This is a genomic window from Sulfurimonas autotrophica DSM 16294 (genome assembly GCF_000147355.1).
GTDB lineage: Bacteria > Campylobacterota > Campylobacteria > Campylobacterales > Sulfurimonadaceae > Sulfurimonas > Sulfurimonas autotrophica.
Genome location: NC_014506.1, coordinates 1,104,802 through 1,121,920, shown reverse-complemented (window position 1 = coordinate 1,121,920; position 17,119 = coordinate 1,104,802). Strand labels below are relative to the sequence as shown.

Here is a 17,119-nt window from a genome sequence, read left to right as displayed (position 1 = left end):
TTTTATGATTATTTTATTGTAAGAAAGTGGTGACCCCGAGGAGAATTGAACTCCTGTAACATGGATGAAAACCATGGATCCTAACCGCTAGACGACGGGGCCACATGCTCAACGTTTTGTTGAGCCGAAATTATATAGACAATATCCTTAAAAAAAGATAAAATCCATATGTTTTATTAACTATTCATAAAAACTGCGAAGAGCTCTAATAATGACAGCATTTTTAGAAATACTTTCAGCTTTTGCATTGTCATTAACTGTTTCATATAAATCTAAAGGAAGAGAGATTGAAAATGTTTTTGTTTCTATTTTTTTCTTTTTCGCTATCATAGAAACGACATTGCCTAAAAGCTCAATAATTTTTTTTGTATCAATAGGTTTTTGAATAAAGCTGTTGACACCAACTTCAATTGATTCAGAAATTTTTTCCATATCATTACTTGCAGATATAACAATAATGATTTGATTAGGATTAATCTCACGGATTTTACGAGAAAGTTCAATTCCGTCCATTCCTGACATGATGATATCCACAAATATTACATCTGGTTTCATCTGCTCATAAATCTTTAATGCTGTATCTCCGTCAAAACATGATTCTACTTTTGCAAAAAAGTTTTTAAAAGTAGAACTTAAAAGCTCATTGGTTACTTTTTCATCTTCTACAACCATCGCTGTAAGTTTTTTTGTTTGTTCGGTTAGTTGAATTAAGTCTAAATTACTCATTGTATATCCCTATATTTTAATTTGTTATATTATACACTACAAATAGTTAATAACGCTAACATTTATAAACAATATTATGAATTTGTTTTAAATTGTTCCAGCCACTCTACATCAGATTCACTATTTTTTTCTTTTTGTGTTAGCAAAGAATCTATTATACTGATGAGTGTTTCTTCATCCATAAAATTTAATAAATCAGGGTTAATTGAGGTAGGGCGTACTCCATCATAGCTGTTTAAAAGATTTTGTATATCTTTAATGAGTTGTTCTTTTTTTTCCATTTTATTTTTACTCCCAGGCTTCATCGAAGCTCATATGTTTGTTTTGTATATTGTTTACTAACTCAACTAAACCCGCTTTTTTCATCACTTGTTTTGCCTTTTTTGGCCAAGACTTTCTGTAGTTAAAAGAGTTTTTAACACCACCTATCTTGTCAATAAACCTGCTGTTTGTATTCATATTAAATAATATATTTTTATTATTATCTGCAACTAAGGTTTCAAGCCATATTTTTGCATTTTTAAAGGCTTTTATGTTTGATTTTTTACATATCCATCTTGTAGCAAAGTCATTTAAACAAGCATTGTGTGCCTGGCATCTGAGTTTTTCATTATATTTTAATAATTCAAGATTTTTAACAGTTCCTGCATATTGCATAGGTCTATAGTCTTTTTTCAAACTTTTATGGCGTTTTTTATAGTCTAAATCGGCTTTGGTGTGTTTTTTAATCTCATTTTTATCAAAGAGTATCTGCTGTTTTGATTTAGAGTAGGGTAAGGTAAGCGCCGGAAGCTCGGGGTCGCTTTTAAATGCTCCCAGACTCATAATATTTCCTGTAATTTGACAAACATAACCTCTGCCGTATCCAGATTCTAAACCGGCGATAGCCAACAGTGATGCTGCAGGAAGATTGTGTTCTTTTGATATTTTTATAGCTATTGGTGTGATTTCTTTATAAAACTTTTTGACATGGGGGTACTTTCTGTAGCTGTAAGAGCCTGCATCCAAAGAACTTATTATAAGCAGTATGCTAAGCACGATATATCGTATATTATCAGTATTATATGTTTTGGTTAACATAATGTAAATTCTCTTGAAAAATTATCTACTCTCTTGAGAGTGTTTAAGGTATAAGATAAGCCGAGTTTTGTGTGATAGCATTAATCTACTGCACATCTTGCGTTGTGCCTCTAGCGAAACAATAGCATTGTAAGACGCTAACCATTTGTTTCTTGCTGCCATGTTGGGTTTACAAGCTCTCTATATTGCTATAAAGACTGGTGGTCTCTTACACCACCTTTTCACCTTTACTACATAAAATGTAGAAGTCTAATCTCTGTTGCACTTTCCCTCGCATTACTACGGCCATTAGTTAAATGGAACACTGTCTTACAGCAGCTCGGACTTTCCTCTTGAAACTTGTTCAAGTTACTATCTCTTATACCTAATGCAATTATACTGAATTGTCATTTATTATGCCAATTTTATATATTAACAATCGTTCACATCAGATAGTTTTCATATGAACAAGTGTTCTTTTTGTTTCAGTATATATTAACGTTTGTTCATATATAATTCTATTTGTATTAACAATTGTTCATATACTAAAAAAGGAGTACAAATGCCTGAAAACAGGGATATCATCAAAAGAAGTGGAACCAAAGAGAAGATACTCAAAGTGTCAACAGCCCTCTTCTCTCAGTACGGATACAAAGGTACAAGTGTCAGAAAAATAGCATCTGAAGTAGGCATTAGAGAAAGTGCCATATATAACCATTATAAAAATAAAGAAGAGATATTTTTAGAGGTTGCAAAGAATATCTTTTCATCTCCCTTCTCTTTTAGTGATGAAGAAATACAAGAATTAGCGTTGAGAGGAAAAGCATTTTTACAAAAATATACTATGCAGTATAAGATGCTCACATTCGATAAGAGCAACGAAAATATGTTTAGGTTACTCATGATAGAGCTTATGCAAAATAAGAGCCTTAGAGAGCAGTTTATAAGCGAGTACCATGACAAAAATATTAAATTGCTCTCAGGAGCATTCTTTGTTATGATGCAAAACTCTTTAATCCGCTCTTCTGATCCAATGCTTATTGCTTATGAATTTATCAGCACCCTATTCTATATTCGACTACAAGTTACTTTATTGAGATTTGATGCGCATTCTACTAATGCACTTGCAACACAATTTGAAAAACATGTAGATTTTTTTTGGGAAAGTATAAAAATCTAATACTATAAAATATTAGATACTAATTAATATTAAATTGAGGATTAAAAAAAAGCAGTTCTCAGAAGAGACTGCTTTTTGATATAAATGCAAAAGTCAACTAATTATTTAGTTCCCATTGCATCTAGTGCATATGCTTTACCGAGTGCATATGCTTTTATATTTGCTTCATGTACTTTTTTAGGAACTTTAGAAAGCATTGTTTCTACTAAAGACTCTTCTGGAAGTACACCAGTCATTGTATTTGTAATTGCAAGAGCAACAACAGATTGAGTAATAACATTACCAACCTCTTCTTTTGCAATTGTAATAATAGGAATCTCAATAATTTCCCAAGTTTTTCTGTCTTCATCAGTTGGGTGAACAAGATTTGGATCAACAACAATTTTGTTACCTGGTCTTACACCATTTTTAAATTGGTGATAAGAAACATCTGCAACAGAAAGCATGAAATCAATCTCGCCTTCATTTGCATACGGATAACGAATTTCTTCATCATCAAGTGTAATATCAACAACTGTTGCACCACCACGCACTTGAGAAGTATAAGTAGCAGTTTTTAAACCATAACCACCATTCTTAATTTTACAAGCAGCCATAATTTCACCGGCAAGAAGAACACCTTGTCCACCAACACCAGTAAATCTTAAAGTATGTCTCATTTATAACTCCTTATATTTTTTTCTCAAAATCAGCTTGAGTGATTTTAGCACGTTGACCTTGTGCAGCCATTTGAATCTCTTTATACATATCGCAGTATTCTTCTTGTTCAACTTCTCTTAATACACCAGTTGGAAGTATATTTTCTTTTTCAACTTCATCTTCAAGAGCTTCCCATTTTTTAAGTGGTAAAGTGATGTCATCAATCCATTTCAAATTGTCCATTGCTGAAAGCATTTTATTTTTACGACCAAGATTAATGTGACAATTAGAAAGTACTTCAATAAAACTGAAACCCTTATGAGAAAAAGCTTTTACAAGAATTTTTTCTAATTTTTTAGGGTCTGTCATTGCTTCACGAGCAACAAAAGAAGCTCCTGCCCCAATTGCCAAGTTAGAAGCGTTAAAAGTCGGATCGATATTACCATTCTTTTGAGAAACAGTCCAAAAACCACGAGGTGTAGTTGGAGATGTTTGAGAGTTTGTAAGGCCATAAATAAAGTTATTGATTAAAATGAAATTCAAATCAATATTTCGACGACAACCATGAATGGTGTGATTTCCACCAATTGCAAGACCATCACCGTCTCCTGCAACAACGATTACATTTGCATGCGGCTTAGCAAGCTTAACACCTGTTGCATATGCAACAGTACGACCATGCGTTGTATGAACAGTGTTACAATCTATGTATGAAGAAAAACGGCCAGAACAACCAATACCAGATACAACACAAACATTGTCCATATCCCAACCCATTTTCTCAATAGCACGGATAGTTGCTTTTAAAATAACACCATCACCACAACCCCAACACCATAGTGTCGGCATCTTGTTTACACGTAAATATTTATCATAATTAAATGCCATTAAATCATCTCCTTAACTTTTGCTACCATTTCAGCAGGTGCTATTGGGCGACCATTTGCTTTTAGTAAAGTAGTAAAATCATTACGCTTAATAACGCGTTCAATTTCTTTTGAGTACTGACCCATATTAAGTTCAGTAACCATAATTCTGTTTTCGAATTTCTTACCAATCTCTTCTAGTCTTTTAATAGGAGATGGCCACAACATAATTGGTCTAAATAGACCAGCTTTAATACCTTCTGAACGAAGTTTTTTAACAGCTTCATAAGCACCAAGTGCTATTGAACCATAAGCGATGATACAAACATCTGCATCTTCCAAATCAACTTCTTCATAATCCGGTAAATCATCAAGTCCATTATTTTCTAAATGTACAGTGTTTATTTTACCAACTAAACGTTCAATATTGAATTCACATTGTGCAGCATCTTCTGTCGGGAAGCCTTCATCACCATGGTGAAGACCAGTAATGTGATATTTATATCCTTCAAACATAGGATTAAGTACAGCTGGTTTATTCATAGGCACATCATAAGGCTTATAATCAGACGGATTACCATGAAATTTTTCTCTATCTATAATTGAACTTTCAATCTCTTCAGTATCAGGAAGCATCGCTTTGCCATGCATGTGCCCAATTGTTTCATCTAAAAGCATAAATACAGGAGTCATATATTTTTCAGCTAAATTAAATGCACGAACACTTTGTGTATAACACTCAGTTAGTGAACCGGCACATAAAGTAATTGATGCATAATCACCATGCGTTGGGTATTGTGCTTGACCAATATCTGCTTGAGAAACACGAGTTGGAAGACCAGTTGATGGGCCACCACGCATTACATTGAAAATTACCAATGGAATTTCAGCAATAAAAGCAAGACCAATTTGTTCAGCTTTGAGTGAAATACCAGGACCTGAAGTCGCAGTATATGATTTTGTACCAGCCATAGAAGCACCAAGTGCAGCGGAAATACCGGCTATTTCATCTTCCATTTGTATTGCTGTTCCGCCAACTTTTGGTAACATATCTGAAGATACATGCATAATCTCTGATGATGGAGTAATCGGATATCCTCCAAAAAATCTAGCACCAGCTTCTACTGCAGCTTTTGCTGCAAGTTCATTACCAGTTGAAATTACTTCTCTTGCCATTATTTAGCTCCTTCTTCGTCTAAAGACATATAATTATTTGCGACAATCGCAGCTTGTCTAGCTTTTGACTCATCTGTTAGTTTAGCAAAGCCTAATCCAGCAGTTTTTAACTCTTTTCTATCAGCCACATAAATTGCAAAATCAGGACAAGACAATTCACATTCCATACATCCAATACAAGCTTCTGGATGATCAATAGAAATCATTGCTCCAAGTGTAGATGTTTTTTCATAAACCATTCCAAGTACACCTGAAGGACATACTGATACACAAATATCACATGCTTTACAGTTGCTTGTATTAACCCATACAGGTTGATCGCCTGGGTTTTCAGTTTTAAAAGTTCCCATTTATTCTCCTATTTTTAAGATACAAATTAACTTTGTATACTACTTTTTATACTCAAAGAGTATCTAAGTTTTATTAATTTTATTCTAAAATGTGCTGATGACGCTCCGTTAGTAACAAAAGTGTTACATAACGAGGCTCACACAAGCTAGAATTTCAATAACTATTTAGCAGCCAACACTTCTGCAACAGCTTTTCCAATTTCAGCAGGAGAAACAACTACTTTTACACCAGCTGCTTCTAATGCATCCATTTTTTCTTTTGCAGTTCCGGCACTTCCAGAGATAATGGCACCGGCATGCCCCATGCGTTTGCCTTTAGGAGCAGTTTGACCCGCAATAAATGCAACAACAGGTTTAGTTATTTGTTCTTTAATAAGTTTTGCAGCTTGAATTTCAAGATCCCCACCAATTTCACCAATCATAACGATTGCTTCAGTTTCTGGATCTGCTTCAAACATCGGTAAAATTTGCTTGTATGAAAGACCAATAATCGGGTCTCCACCAATACCAACTGCAGTTGTAATACCAAAACCTTCTTTAACAACTTGGTTTGCACCTTCATACGTTAATGTACCAGATTTAGAAATCAATCCGACATTTCCTTTTTTGAAAATCATACCAGGCATAATTCCGATTTTACACTCATCAGCAGTAATAATACCGGGACAGTTTGGCCCTATTGTTTTCATATTATGTTTTGTAGCATATTGTTTAGCATACATCATATCTTTAACAGGAGCACCTTCTGTAATAATTACAGCAAGTTCAATTCCAGCATCAGCAGCTTCCATTACGGCATCTGCAACAAATGCAGGTGGAACGAAAACCATAGAAACAGTAGCGCCGGTAGCATCTACTGCATCTTTAACAGTATTAAAAACCGGTTTACCAAGATGTGTCTCACCACCTTTGTTTGGCGTTACGCCGCCAACAATCTTTGTACCATAATCAATACATTGCTCAGCATGAAAAGTACCCTCTTTACCAGTAAAACCCTGAACGATAACTTTTGTATCTTTATTTACTAAAATAGACATATTTTATAACTCTCCTTTTGCTGCAGCTACTGCTTTTGCAGCACCGTCTGCTAAATCTGTTGCAGCAATAACATTAGCAATATTTGCATTTTTAAGAATTTCTGCTGCTTCTGGTGCATTTGTACCATCAAGACGAACAATAACAGGAACATGAACATCTACAAGTTTTGTAGCTTCCAAAATTCCGTTTGCAATACGGTCACAACGTACAATACCACCGAAAATATTTACAAAAATAGCTTTTACATTTGGGTTTTTCAAAATAATTTCAAAACCTTTCGCAACTGTCTCAGCATTTGCTGAACCACCAACATCAAGGAAGTTTGCAGGTGTTCCACCCATATAGTTAATAGTATCCATAGTACCCATCGCAAGGCCGGCACCATTTACCATACAACCAATCTCACCATCAAGAGCGATGTAAGAAAGACCATATTGACTCGCTTCTCTTTCATCCGGGTCTTCTTCAGATATATCTCGCATATCTTCGAGTTCAGGATGACGCCCAAGAGCTGAATCATCAAATCCCATTTTACCGTCTAGTGCAATAAAATCCCCTGCTCCGGTTTTAATCAATGGATTGATTTCAATCATTTCTGCATCTTTATCCATATAAACTTTATAAAGTTTAGAAGCAAAATCAATCATTTTACGTTGTTCGTTTTTATCTGTAATTCCAAGACCAAAAACTAATTCACGACCGTGAAATCCCTGAAATCCAATAGAAGGATCAATAGTCACTTTAATGATTTTTTCCGGAGTTTTTTCCGCAACAGTTTCAATATCCATACCGCCTTCAGTTGAAGCCATAATAATAGGCATCTCTTGTGCACGGTCAAGTACTACAGAAAGATATAACTCATCTTTAATATCTGCACCCTCTTCTATATAAACTTTTTGTACAAGTTTACCTTCTGGTCCTGTTTGGTGAGTTACAAGTGTCATTCCTAAGATTTCGCCTGCTAACTCTTTTACTTCTTCTATAGATTTTGCAAGCTTAACACCACCGCCAAGTCCGCGTCCTCCAGCATGTATTTGTGCTTTTACTACCCAAATGTTTCCACCTAATTCATGTGCAGCTTTTACTGCTTCATCTGGTGTGTTTGCCACCATACCTCTAGGTGTTGGAACACCATACTGAGCAAAAATCTGTTTTGCCTGATATTCATGTATATTCATCTATTCTCCTTGTTTTAAATTGGGGATGTTTAGGCCTTGGGCGCTATCATTTCTTCTGGTTTTACATATTCGTCAAACTGCTCAGGTGTCAAAAGACCCAGTTCAACAGCTGTTTCTTTCAATGTAGAGTTATTTGCATGCGCAGTTTTTGCAATTTTAGCTGCATTTTCATATCCAATATATGGGTTAAGAGCAGTTACAAGCATTAATGAATCATGCAGATAGTGATCTATTTTACTCTCAACAGGTTTAATACCTACAGCAGCATTGTCATTAAATGAAACGATAGAATCACTTAAAAGACGCACTGATTGTAAGAAATTGTAAGCAATAACAGGTTTAAAAACATTTAATTCAAAATTACCTTGTGAAGCTGCAAAACCGATTGTTGCATCATTACCCATAACTTGACAAGTAACCATTGTTACTGCTTCGCTTTGTGTAGGATTTACTTTACCCGGCATAATAGAACTTCCAGGTTCATTTGCAGGAATCTCAATTTCACCTAAACCACAACGTGGTCCAGAAGCCAACCATCTTACATCATTTGCGATTTTCATCATATCTGCTGCCAGCGCTTTTAGGGCACCATGAGCAAAAACAAGTGCATCATGTGAAGTAAGTGCATGAAACTTGTTTGGTGCAGTGATAAAATCATGACCAGTAAGTTCACTTAATTTTTTAGCGACTCTTTCGCCGAGCTCAGGGTGAGCATTCAATCCTGTTCCAACTGCAGTTCCGCCAAGTGCTAATTCTCGAACAGCTTCAAGTGAATCTTTAGCCATTTTTTCACATTTGTTAAGCATTTCAACCCAGCCGCTTATTTCTTGACCAAGCGTTAAAGGCGTTGCATCCTGTAAATGTGTACGACCAATTTTTACGATATCTTTAAAAGCTTCACTTTTTGCTTGAAGCGTAGCTTTAAGTTTTGCAATAGCTGGAAGCAGCTGCTCTTCAACAGCGATAACAGAAGCTACATGTAAAGCAGTTGGATATGTATCGTTTGAAGATTGAGATTTATTTACATCATCATTAGGGTGAACAAGCTTTTCTTTTGTAAAATCACCGCCAAGTATTTCAGTAGCACGATTTGCAAGCACTTCGTTGTTGTTCATATTTGATTGCGTACCTGAACCTGTTTGCCATACAACTAGAGGATAATTTCCGTCAAGTTTACCTGCTAACATATCATCAGCAGCCTGCGCAATTGCATCGGCTTTTTTAGCATCAAGTTTTCCAAGGTCTTTATTGACAAGTGCTACTGCTTTTTTCAGGTATGAAAATGCACGAGTAATTTCATATGGCATTTTTTCTTCACCGATTTTAAAGTTTTGAATACTTCTTTGTGTTTGAGCTCCCCAATAAGCATCTTGAGGTACTTCAATTTCTCCCATTGTGTCTTTTTCTATACGAGTTTTCATTATTTATTTCCCTTCAAAAAATTTATTTTTATTTAAAGTATCTATTAAATCTTGAACAGATTTACAAGATTGAGCAAACATTGCTTTTTCTTTTTCATCAAGAGTTACTTCGATGATTTTTTCAGCACCTTTGGCACCAAGCATTACAGGAACACCTGAAACAACATCACTGTAACCGTATTCACCCTCTAAACATACTGCACACGGATGAATCTGTTTTGTATCTTTAAGTATCGCATCTACCATAATTGCTGTTGATTTTGCAGGAGCATAGTATGCTGAGCCTGTTTTTAAATAACCGACTATTTCAGCACCACCATGGCGCGTTCTGTCAACAATTTCAGCTATTTCATCATTAGTAAGTACATCCGAAAGAGGAACACCTGCTACAGTAGAATAACGAGGAAGAGGCACCATGTCATCTCCATGACCGCCCATAACCGAAGCACGAATCTGTCCACCGCCATATCCAAGCTTTTCTTGAATAAATGCAGCCATTCTTGAACTGTCAAGTATTCCAGCCATTCCTATAACACGGCTTCTATCAAATCCACTCTCTTTGAGTGCTACATATGTCATAGCGTCAAGTGGGTTTGAGACCATAATTACAATTGCATTTGGAGAATACTTTGCAATACCTTCAATTACCTCTTTTGTGATTTTTGCATTTATCATCAGTAAATCATCACGGCTCATACCCGGCAGTCTTGGACTGCCTGCAGTTACTACAACGACATCACAATCAACTAAATCAGACATCTCTTCAGCAACACTTACTACAGTATGACTTCTTACAGCAGAAGCTGCCTGGGACATATCAAGAGCCTTTCCCTTTGCTACATCTATCTTATTGTCACGAAGTATAATTTCATGACATGATCCAAGCATTGCCAGAGAGTAAGCTACTGTTGCGCCAACATTACCAGCACCTACTATCCCTACTCTTTTTCCTTGACTCATATATGCTCCTTAATATTAATTACTATGATGACTAATAAGATACACTTAAACAACATGTGCGAACACATAACACTTAAGTATACTAAACATCATTGTAAGGTGTGTTAATTTCACCTTTTATATAAAGCTTTATACAGGCTGTATATAAAAAGTGAAAACTACATGCACAAAGCATGCAGTTTCAATTAATTAAAGAACTATATAGCATCAATAATTGCATTAAGTGTCGCAGATGGACGCATAGCATTTGCAGCTTTTTCATCATTTGGATGGAAATAACCGCCAATATCTTGAGGTTTTCCTTCTGCAGCTGCTAATTCAGAAAGAATTTTTTCTTCATTTTTAATAAGTTCCTCTGCTATTGGAGTGAATTTATCGGATAAAGCAGTATCAGCAGTCTCTATGCTGAGTGCCTCAGCCCAGTAACGTGCTACCCAGTAGTGAGATGCCTTGTTATCCGGTTCTCCGCATTTTCTTGAAGGTGCTTTATCATTATCAAGGTATCCTTCGTTTGCTTTATCAAGACCTTCTGTTAATGCGCCGATTTTGCTGTCTTCACTTTTTTGATACATCATTCTAAGTGACTCAGCCAGCGCCAAGAACTCACCCAGTGAATCCCAACGTAAGTGACCGCACTCTAAGAATTGTTCAACGTGTTTTGGAGCTGATCCGCCTGCACCTGTTTCAAAAAGACCGCCGCCTGCTAATAATGGAACAATTGAAAGCATTTTTGCAGATGTTCCAAGCTCTAAAATCGGGTACATGTCAGTTAAATAATCACGAAGAACATTACCAGTAACAGAAATTGTGTCTTTTCCGGCTCTTACTCTTTCGTTTGTAAATCTTGTAGCTGATGCAATATCCATAATTTTAAGGTCAAGACCTATTGTGTCATACTCATTAAGATATTTGTTTACTTTTTGAATCATTTGTGCATCATGTGCTCTCTCTTCATCTAACCAGAATACCGCAGGGTTTCCTGTAAGACGAGCTCTCTCAACTGCTAAACGAACCCAGTCTTTAATCGGGATGTCTTTTGCGCGGCTCATTCTCCAGATATCACCTTTTTCTACTTCAAAACTCATAAGCTCGCTTCCATCTTCGGCTGTTACAGTTACAGTACCGTTTTCTGCCATTTCAAAAGTAGTCGGATGAGAACCGTACTCTTCTGCTTTTTGTGCCATAAGTCCAACATTTGCCACATTACCCATAGTTGTAACATCGTATTGACCATTTTTAACACAGTCAGCTATCATCTCTTCATAAAATACACCATAAGTAGAATCAGGAATAACTGCAACACACTCTATCGCGTCACCTTTACGATTCCATTGTTTCCCGCCTTCACGAACAACGACAGGCATAGAAGCATCAATAATTACGTCATTTGGCGCATTGAAGTTTGTTGTACCTTTATCCGAGTCAACCATTGCAATTTCCGGGTTATCAGAATCAACCACTGCTTGAAAAGCCGCTTTGATTTCTACTTCTTTTGGATGACCTGCAATTTTTTTCTCTAAATCACTCATACCAAGGTTTGGATTTACTTTTAATTCTGCAAATACGTCTGCATATTTAGTAAATGCATCTTTGAAGAATACTTCAAAAGCATGACCAAACATAATAGGGTCAGAGATTTTCATCATTGTTGCTTTTAAGTGAATAGACCATAAAACACCGTTTGCTTTTGCATCATCGATTGTTTTTTGGATAAATGCACGAAGTTTTTTAGCTGACATAAATGTACCGTCTAAAATCTCAGCATCAAGCGCATCAATAATTTTAAGCTCTTTACCATTCAAGGCAATTGTAACTTTTTGAGCTTTGTCTACTGTTACAGACTTTTCATTCCCATAAAAATCACCGTCACCATTCATGTGAGCAACATAAGCTTTTGAGTTTTCAGAAAATGCTTTTAGTCTGTGTGGATGCTCTTGCGCATACTTTTTAACTGCATGTGCTGCACGTCTGTCAGAATTTCCTTCACGAAGAACAGGGTTAACTGCAGAACCAAGACATGTACTATATTTTGCTTGAGTCGCTTCTTCTTCTGCATTTGTAGGATTTTCAGGATAATTAGGAATATCATACCCTTGAGACTGAAGTTCAGCGATACAATCTTTTAATTGACCGACAGAAGCCGAAATGTTTGGAAGCTTAATAATGTTAGCTTCCGGTTTTTGTACTAATTCACCTAACTTAGCTAATTCATTTTCAGCAAGACCCATTGCCGCTAAAACTCTACCTGCCAGTGAAATATCACTAGTTACTACTTCTACACCTGCTTCTTTTGTAAAAGCATTTACGATTGGTAAAAGTGAATATGTTGCTAAAGCCGGAGCTTCATCAATTTTTGACCAAATAATTTTTGACATGTTCTGTCCTCGTGATTAATATTTTTTATTCACAAATTTCTACACTTTATGAATTTTACAATCTAAATAATAACACTAAGATAAGTAATATTGGTAAACCCGGCGAAAAGATTACACTATATTTCTATTTTGTTTCATTTTGTAGCACGCCTAATATTACGTAAATGTGTAGAATAGTTACATGCAAAATCATGCATTCCATTTTTAGATTTCATAAAATAGAGATAATTTGTTTTTTTAGGGAATATTGCAGCCTTAATCGCTTCTATGCTCACATTACACACAGGTGTGTCTGGAAGTCCTCTGTGCTTGTATGTGTTATAGGAAGTGGTGTCGTTTTTAATTCTATACGATGTTACTCTTTGATGAGAATATTTGCCGTAATTAAGTGTTCCATCCATTTGCAGTTTCATTCCTTTTTTTATTCTATTATATATAACAGAACTCACAAGAGGCATTTCGGCTGTATTGGCCGATTCTTTTTGTATTACAGAAGCTATTGCTACATATTGAAACCATTTTTTTTCATTATAGGTACCAAAAAACTTTGCAGAAAGCTCTTTCATTTTTTTATGTGAGATATTAAGTAACACCCTGATAAGTTCTTTTTCTGTAATTCCCACAGGGAGTTTATATGTATCTGGGATAAAGACGCCCTCTTTTACTGGTGCATACCTCTCAAATTCATTTTGCAGTTTCGTCCTGTTTAGATGCAAATTATTTGCAAGTTGATTTAAAAAGACATATGTGGTTTCACCAGGAATTAATGTTACATTTTGTAAGGCTGCTTTTGATGTTGTCAGTTTGTATAGAAAATCTGCTTTGGTATTACTGTTTGTCTGCATGTCTATCCATCCGCTTTGGGGGGAACCAAGAAGCCTTAATATAAAAGAATCAATTTTACAAACATCGTAATTTTTAGACTGCAATTGTGTTATAATTTTATTAATAGAACCTGCAGGAATGTAGAGAACTTTTGGTGTGTAAATAGGTTTATTAAGGTAATACATGAGAGATAAAACAATCACGAAAATTATTGCTAAAACATATGTAAGTATAGTAAGCTTTTTTACTTTCATGTTTATTCTCTTTATTGGTTTGTTTATAGTTTTACAAAACGGATTATATCTTGATAATGTTTCCATATCAAATATTCATGCAAAAAATATTTATATCAAATGGGATAACAAACTCAATGTCTCTGTGCAAGAGTTAAAAATTGATACGACAAACAGTAAAATTCAACATCATACTACCTTTAAAGAGATTAGCAAGTCGCTTAAAGTCATTTCACAAACTACAAATTGGTTTCATTCTATTGTCATCGCCAATTTACATGTAAACAATGCTTCGGGTTCATTTAAATATACAAGTGACAATCAAGGCTTTCTGGTTATTAAGTCTCCTACTTTGAATTTAGAGTCAAAGATTTATTTTAAATCGCATCTGTTAAAAGTTTCCATAGATAATTTCACAGATAAAAAAAGAGCATTGCAGGCAAAAGGCATTGTTATTTTTGATACAAATGCAAAAAAAATATATACAGAAGTAAATCTTGATATTCATAATGACACGAACCTGACTTTTTATTCTGTAGCAGATTCACAACGCCTTGTATATAATGTTCACAGCAATAAAAGTATATCTGATATATCCTACTTAATTAAAATGGCACATTTACCAAAAGAAGTTATATATTGGGCATATACCGCTATTAAGATGCAGCATTTGGATATTGAAAAATTTAATGGTTTTATGGATTATACTGATTTAGAAAATGCCTATAAAAATATCTATATCAAAGCGGTTGGAAAAAAACTCACTTATGCTTATAATCCAAAACTTGATGCCGTACATACACAGCAGACTAACCTTGAGTTTAAAAACGGTGTTTTATATATAAGACCGCAGAAGCCCTCCTCTTATGGTATGAATTTAGACAAAAGCTGGCTGAAAATAGATTTTAGCAAAAAAGAAGAACTTCTGACGCTGCATCTATTATTTGACGGCATGCTCAACAAAGATATGCTACATGTATTAAGCACCTACGACATAAAACTGCCTTTTTTACAAAGAAAAGGCAAGGTTGATACAAATCTCATTATAACAGTTAATCTGCGCACGATTAATGTTGATGCAAAAGGCGACTTTTATACAAAAAAAGCAAATTTTGATTATCTTGGTCTCAACATAGACATTTATGACACACATATACATCTTGATAATTATGATGTTGCGATAGATAAGATGAATGCACAATACAAAGATATTGCTCAAGCTGATGTACATGTAACCTTTAATGCAAAAAAATCTACCGGAATTATCAATCTTGATTTTCATAAAATACAGACGCATGATTTGTCACTTATAACAGACAAAATACCTCTGCATATTGCATACAATATTGATCCCAAACAAGATACCATTGACATTCAAAAATCTCAATGGAAATACAAAAACAAGCAAGTGACGCTCGATAAGCTTTTGGTTGATTTTGATTTAAATACTCTTAGGGCAAAAATACCTGTAACATTTTTCAAAGTCGACAAAATGGCAAATGGATATGCTAACGGAATGATTCATCTAAAAACAGCGCAAATGAATTTGGATGTAGATTTACTCAAATTAAAATACGGCGGCGTGGAGTTGTCCCAAACTGTCACGCCGTTAAAAGTAACATATAATAAGTTTTTATCAGTTTCTTCTAATGCTGATATCTATTTTAGTGTGAACGGTTCAGAATATAAAGCAAAAGATTTTTATATCAGTTTTGAGAAAGAAAGCGTTTACTTAAAGCATACGCTGCTGAAAATAAGCCAATATATCAGTACGAAGATTTATGCCAATTATGATTTTAATTCTAAAAAAGCGCATATAAGCTTGAGCGATTTTATACTAAAAAACCCAGACACAGGTGAGGTTTTGTATGAAAATAACAAAATATTGCTTGGCGGACATATTGATGGTGAAAATATTACAATTAATTCAAAAGAGCTGGATGCTACGTTTGTTTCAAGCAGTGAACAATGGAGACTGACGCTGGGTTCTCTTGCAACTATAGCAAAAAAATCACATTTTTTAGAAAAATATAAACTTAATGAGGGAGAAATCAGTTTTTATAAAAAAAGTGATGCCCTGTATACTCAGTTTAATGCAAATATACGCTACCCTTATTGTTTACTTGTTAATAAAGATAAAAAAATTACCCGCTATAGCATTTCGGGAGAGATTACCAAAGAGCATAAAATTTATCTCACTGTGAGCAAAAATATCAATGTAAAAATAAATAAAGAGATTAAAATAAAAATGCATGATACCGGCTTAAATATTGATGCAATCATTGATTTTACGAAACAAATAGTACAGTCAAGTTCAGGTAAAAGCAAATTGAAGCTTTCAATAGATGCAATAAATTCGTATCTCTATCTCGGCAACAGGAGATATGTTATTTCTGATGCGATGCATCTACAGTATTATAATAATATTTTAACAACACAGCTTATGCACGAAAAGGGTAACACAGGATTTAAACTAGAAAATAATACATTTCATTTATATGGGAAGAATTTTAATGATAAATTCATGGAAAAACTCTTTGTTTTGTCTAAATTCAGCGGTGGAAGTTTAGACTTTTCTATAGATGGTACACTTGATGATTATAAAGGTGTTTTTTACATGTATGACACTACAATGATTGACTACAAACTTTTAAATAATGTTTTGGCATTCATCAACACTGTCCCCTCTCTTGTTACTTTTTCACTGCCCGGTTACAACAAAAAAGGCTTACATGTAAAGAACGCATATGTGAAGTTTCATGCAAAAAAAGGTGTTTTTGACATTTCAGATATTTATCTTGAATCAAAAGAGATGACAATTTTGGGCAAAGGCACTGCAGATATTGAAAAAAACAGTATCGACCTGACATTGAATCTAAAAACTGATTTGGGAAGCAACTTATCAAAAGTACCTCTGGTAGGATATATTATATTCGATGGAAAAAATATATCGACTACTTTAAAGGTAACAGGAAAACTCGATGACCCAACTGTAAAAACAATGCTTGCAAAAGATATTGTCGTAGCGCCTTTAAATATTATAAAAAGAACACTTACCCTTCCGTACGAACTTATTAAAAAACTGTATTAAAA

15 protein-coding genes, 1 tRNA gene and 1 other RNA gene are annotated in these 17,119 nt (G+C 34.7%); 2 read left to right on the top strand and 15 right to left on the bottom strand.

The window, feature by feature from the left end; translation table 11 throughout:
* Positions 1–27 precede the first annotated feature (27 nt).
* The 5 genes from SAUT_RS05740 to rnpB form a co-directional block, all read right to left on the bottom strand.
* Positions 28–102: transfer RNA gene (locus tag SAUT_RS05740), tRNA-Glu, on the bottom strand.
* A gap of 78 nt (positions 103–180) precedes the next feature.
* Positions 181–726, bottom strand: a complete 546-nt coding sequence (locus SAUT_RS05735; RefSeq protein ID WP_013326929.1) for a response regulator — start codon at positions 724–726, stop codon at positions 181–183.
* Positions 727–800: 74 nt separating this feature from the next.
* Complete coding sequence (locus SAUT_RS05730) at positions 801–1,007, bottom strand: hypothetical protein (protein ID WP_148218512.1); 207 nt, start codon at positions 1,005–1,007, stop codon at positions 801–803.
* A gap of 7 nt (positions 1,008–1,014) precedes the next feature.
* Positions 1,015–1,806, bottom strand: a complete 792-nt coding sequence (locus tag SAUT_RS05725; protein WP_013326927.1) for a glucosaminidase domain-containing protein — start codon at positions 1,804–1,806, stop codon at positions 1,015–1,017.
* Between the two features lie 41 nt (positions 1,807–1,847).
* Positions 1,848–2,173: RNase P RNA component class A (gene rnpB, locus SAUT_RS11120), an RNA gene on the bottom strand.
* Between the two features lie 174 nt (positions 2,174–2,347).
* Between rnpB and SAUT_RS05720 the strand changes: the two genes are divergently transcribed.
* Complete coding sequence (locus SAUT_RS05720; protein WP_013326926.1) at positions 2,348–2,965, top strand: TetR/AcrR family transcriptional regulator; 618 nt, start codon at positions 2,348–2,350, stop codon at positions 2,963–2,965.
* 101 nt (positions 2,966–3,066) lie between these two features.
* Here SAUT_RS05720 and SAUT_RS05715 read toward each other — a convergent pair whose 3' ends face one another.
* The 10 genes from SAUT_RS05715 to mltG form a co-directional block, all read right to left on the bottom strand.
* Complete coding sequence (locus tag SAUT_RS05715; protein WP_013326925.1) at positions 3,067–3,624, bottom strand: 2-oxoacid:acceptor oxidoreductase family protein; 558 nt, start codon at positions 3,622–3,624, stop codon at positions 3,067–3,069.
* Positions 3,625–3,634: 10 nt separating this feature from the next.
* A complete protein-coding gene (locus SAUT_RS05710) occupies positions 3,635–4,492 on the bottom strand; it encodes a 2-oxoglutarate ferredoxin oxidoreductase subunit beta (RefSeq protein ID WP_013326924.1) in 858 nt (285 codons plus the stop codon).
* The gene (locus tag SAUT_RS05705) at positions 4,492–5,646 is read right to left on the bottom strand and encodes a 2-oxoglutarate synthase subunit alpha (RefSeq protein ID WP_013326923.1); all 1,155 of its coding nucleotides are present in this window, start codon (positions 5,644–5,646) and stop codon (positions 4,492–4,494) included. Before SAUT_RS05705 ends, SAUT_RS05710 begins: the two co-directional genes overlap by 1 nt.
* Positions 5,646–5,996 (bottom strand): 4Fe-4S dicluster domain-containing protein, encoded by a 351-nt coding sequence (locus tag SAUT_RS05700; protein ID WP_013326922.1) that lies wholly within the window; start codon positions 5,994–5,996, stop codon positions 5,646–5,648. Before SAUT_RS05700 ends, SAUT_RS05705 begins: the two co-directional genes overlap by 1 nt.
* A 161-nt stretch (positions 5,997–6,157) precedes the next feature.
* Positions 6,158–7,033, bottom strand: coding sequence for a succinate--CoA ligase subunit alpha (gene sucD, locus SAUT_RS05695; RefSeq protein WP_013326921.1), 876 nt, complete (start codon positions 7,031–7,033; stop codon positions 6,158–6,160).
* Between the two features lie 3 nt (positions 7,034–7,036).
* A complete protein-coding gene (gene sucC / locus SAUT_RS05690) occupies positions 7,037–8,212 on the bottom strand; it encodes an ADP-forming succinate--CoA ligase subunit beta (RefSeq protein ID WP_013326920.1) in 1,176 nt (391 codons plus the stop codon).
* Positions 8,213–8,241: 29 nt separating this feature from the next.
* The gene (fumC, locus tag SAUT_RS05685) at positions 8,242–9,633 is read right to left on the bottom strand and encodes a class II fumarate hydratase (protein WP_013326919.1); all 1,392 of its coding nucleotides are present in this window, start codon (positions 9,631–9,633) and stop codon (positions 8,242–8,244) included.
* A gap of 3 nt (positions 9,634–9,636) precedes the next feature.
* Positions 9,637–10,593, bottom strand: coding sequence for a malate dehydrogenase (gene mdh, locus SAUT_RS05680; protein WP_013326918.1), 957 nt, complete (start codon positions 10,591–10,593; stop codon positions 9,637–9,639).
* 197 nt (positions 10,594–10,790) lie between these two features.
* Positions 10,791–12,968, bottom strand: a complete 2,178-nt coding sequence (locus SAUT_RS05675) for an NADP-dependent isocitrate dehydrogenase (RefSeq protein ID WP_013326917.1) — start codon at positions 12,966–12,968, stop codon at positions 10,791–10,793.
* Positions 12,969–13,102: 134 nt separating this feature from the next.
* Entirely contained in the window at positions 13,103–14,047 is a 945-nt protein-coding gene (mltG, locus tag SAUT_RS05670; RefSeq protein ID WP_013326916.1) for an endolytic transglycosylase MltG, read from the bottom strand.
* Between mltG and SAUT_RS05665 the strand changes: the two genes are divergently transcribed.
* A complete protein-coding gene (locus SAUT_RS05665) occupies positions 13,977–17,117 on the top strand; it encodes a YhdP family protein (protein ID WP_041675169.1) in 3,141 nt (1,046 codons plus the stop codon). The genes mltG and SAUT_RS05665 overlap by 71 nt on opposite strands.
* Positions 17,118–17,119: the final 2 nt, after the last annotated feature.

Excerpts from the sequence above, each read along its gene's own strand:
- SAUT_RS05735 (WP_013326929.1), bottom strand. The coding sequence starts at position 726 with ATGAGTAATTTAGACTTAATTCAACTAACCGAACAAACAAAAAAACTT.
- SAUT_RS05730 (WP_148218512.1), bottom strand. The coding sequence starts at position 1,007 with ATGGAAAAAAAAGAACAACTCATTAAAGATATACAAAATCTTTTAAAC.
- SAUT_RS05725 (WP_013326927.1), bottom strand. The coding sequence starts at position 1,806 with ATGTTAACCAAAACATATAATACTGATAATATACGATATATCGTGCTT.
- SAUT_RS05720 (WP_013326926.1), top strand. The coding sequence starts at position 2,348 with ATGCCTGAAAACAGGGATATCATCAAAAGAAGTGGAACCAAAGAGAAG.
- SAUT_RS05715 (WP_013326925.1), bottom strand. The coding sequence starts at position 3,624 with ATGAGACATACTTTAAGATTTACTGGTGTTGGTGGACAAGGTGTTCTT.
- SAUT_RS05710 (WP_013326924.1), bottom strand. The coding sequence starts at position 4,492 with ATGGCATTTAATTATGATAAATATTTACGTGTAAACAAGATGCCGACA.
- SAUT_RS05705 (WP_013326923.1), bottom strand. The coding sequence starts at position 5,646 with ATGGCAAGAGAAGTAATTTCAACTGGTAATGAACTTGCAGCAAAAGCT.
- SAUT_RS05700 (WP_013326922.1), bottom strand. The coding sequence starts at position 5,996 with ATGGGAACTTTTAAAACTGAAAACCCAGGCGATCAACCTGTATGGGTT.
- sucD (WP_013326921.1), bottom strand. The coding sequence starts at position 7,033 with ATGTCTATTTTAGTAAATAAAGATACAAAAGTTATCGTTCAGGGTTTT.
- sucC (WP_013326920.1), bottom strand. The coding sequence starts at position 8,212 with ATGAATATACATGAATATCAGGCAAAACAGATTTTTGCTCAGTATGGT.
- fumC (WP_013326919.1), bottom strand. The coding sequence starts at position 9,633 with ATGAAAACTCGTATAGAAAAAGACACAATGGGAGAAATTGAAGTACCT.
- mdh (WP_013326918.1), bottom strand. The coding sequence starts at position 10,593 with ATGAGTCAAGGAAAAAGAGTAGGGATAGTAGGTGCTGGTAATGTTGGC.
- SAUT_RS05675 (WP_013326917.1), bottom strand. The coding sequence starts at position 12,968 with ATGTCAAAAATTATTTGGTCAAAAATTGATGAAGCTCCGGCTTTAGCA.
- SAUT_RS05665 (WP_041675169.1), top strand. The coding sequence starts at position 13,977 with ATGAGAGATAAAACAATCACGAAAATTATTGCTAAAACATATGTAAGT.
- mltG (WP_013326916.1), bottom strand. The coding sequence starts at position 14,047 with ATGAAAGTAAAAAAGCTTACTATACTTACATATGTTTTAGCAATAATT.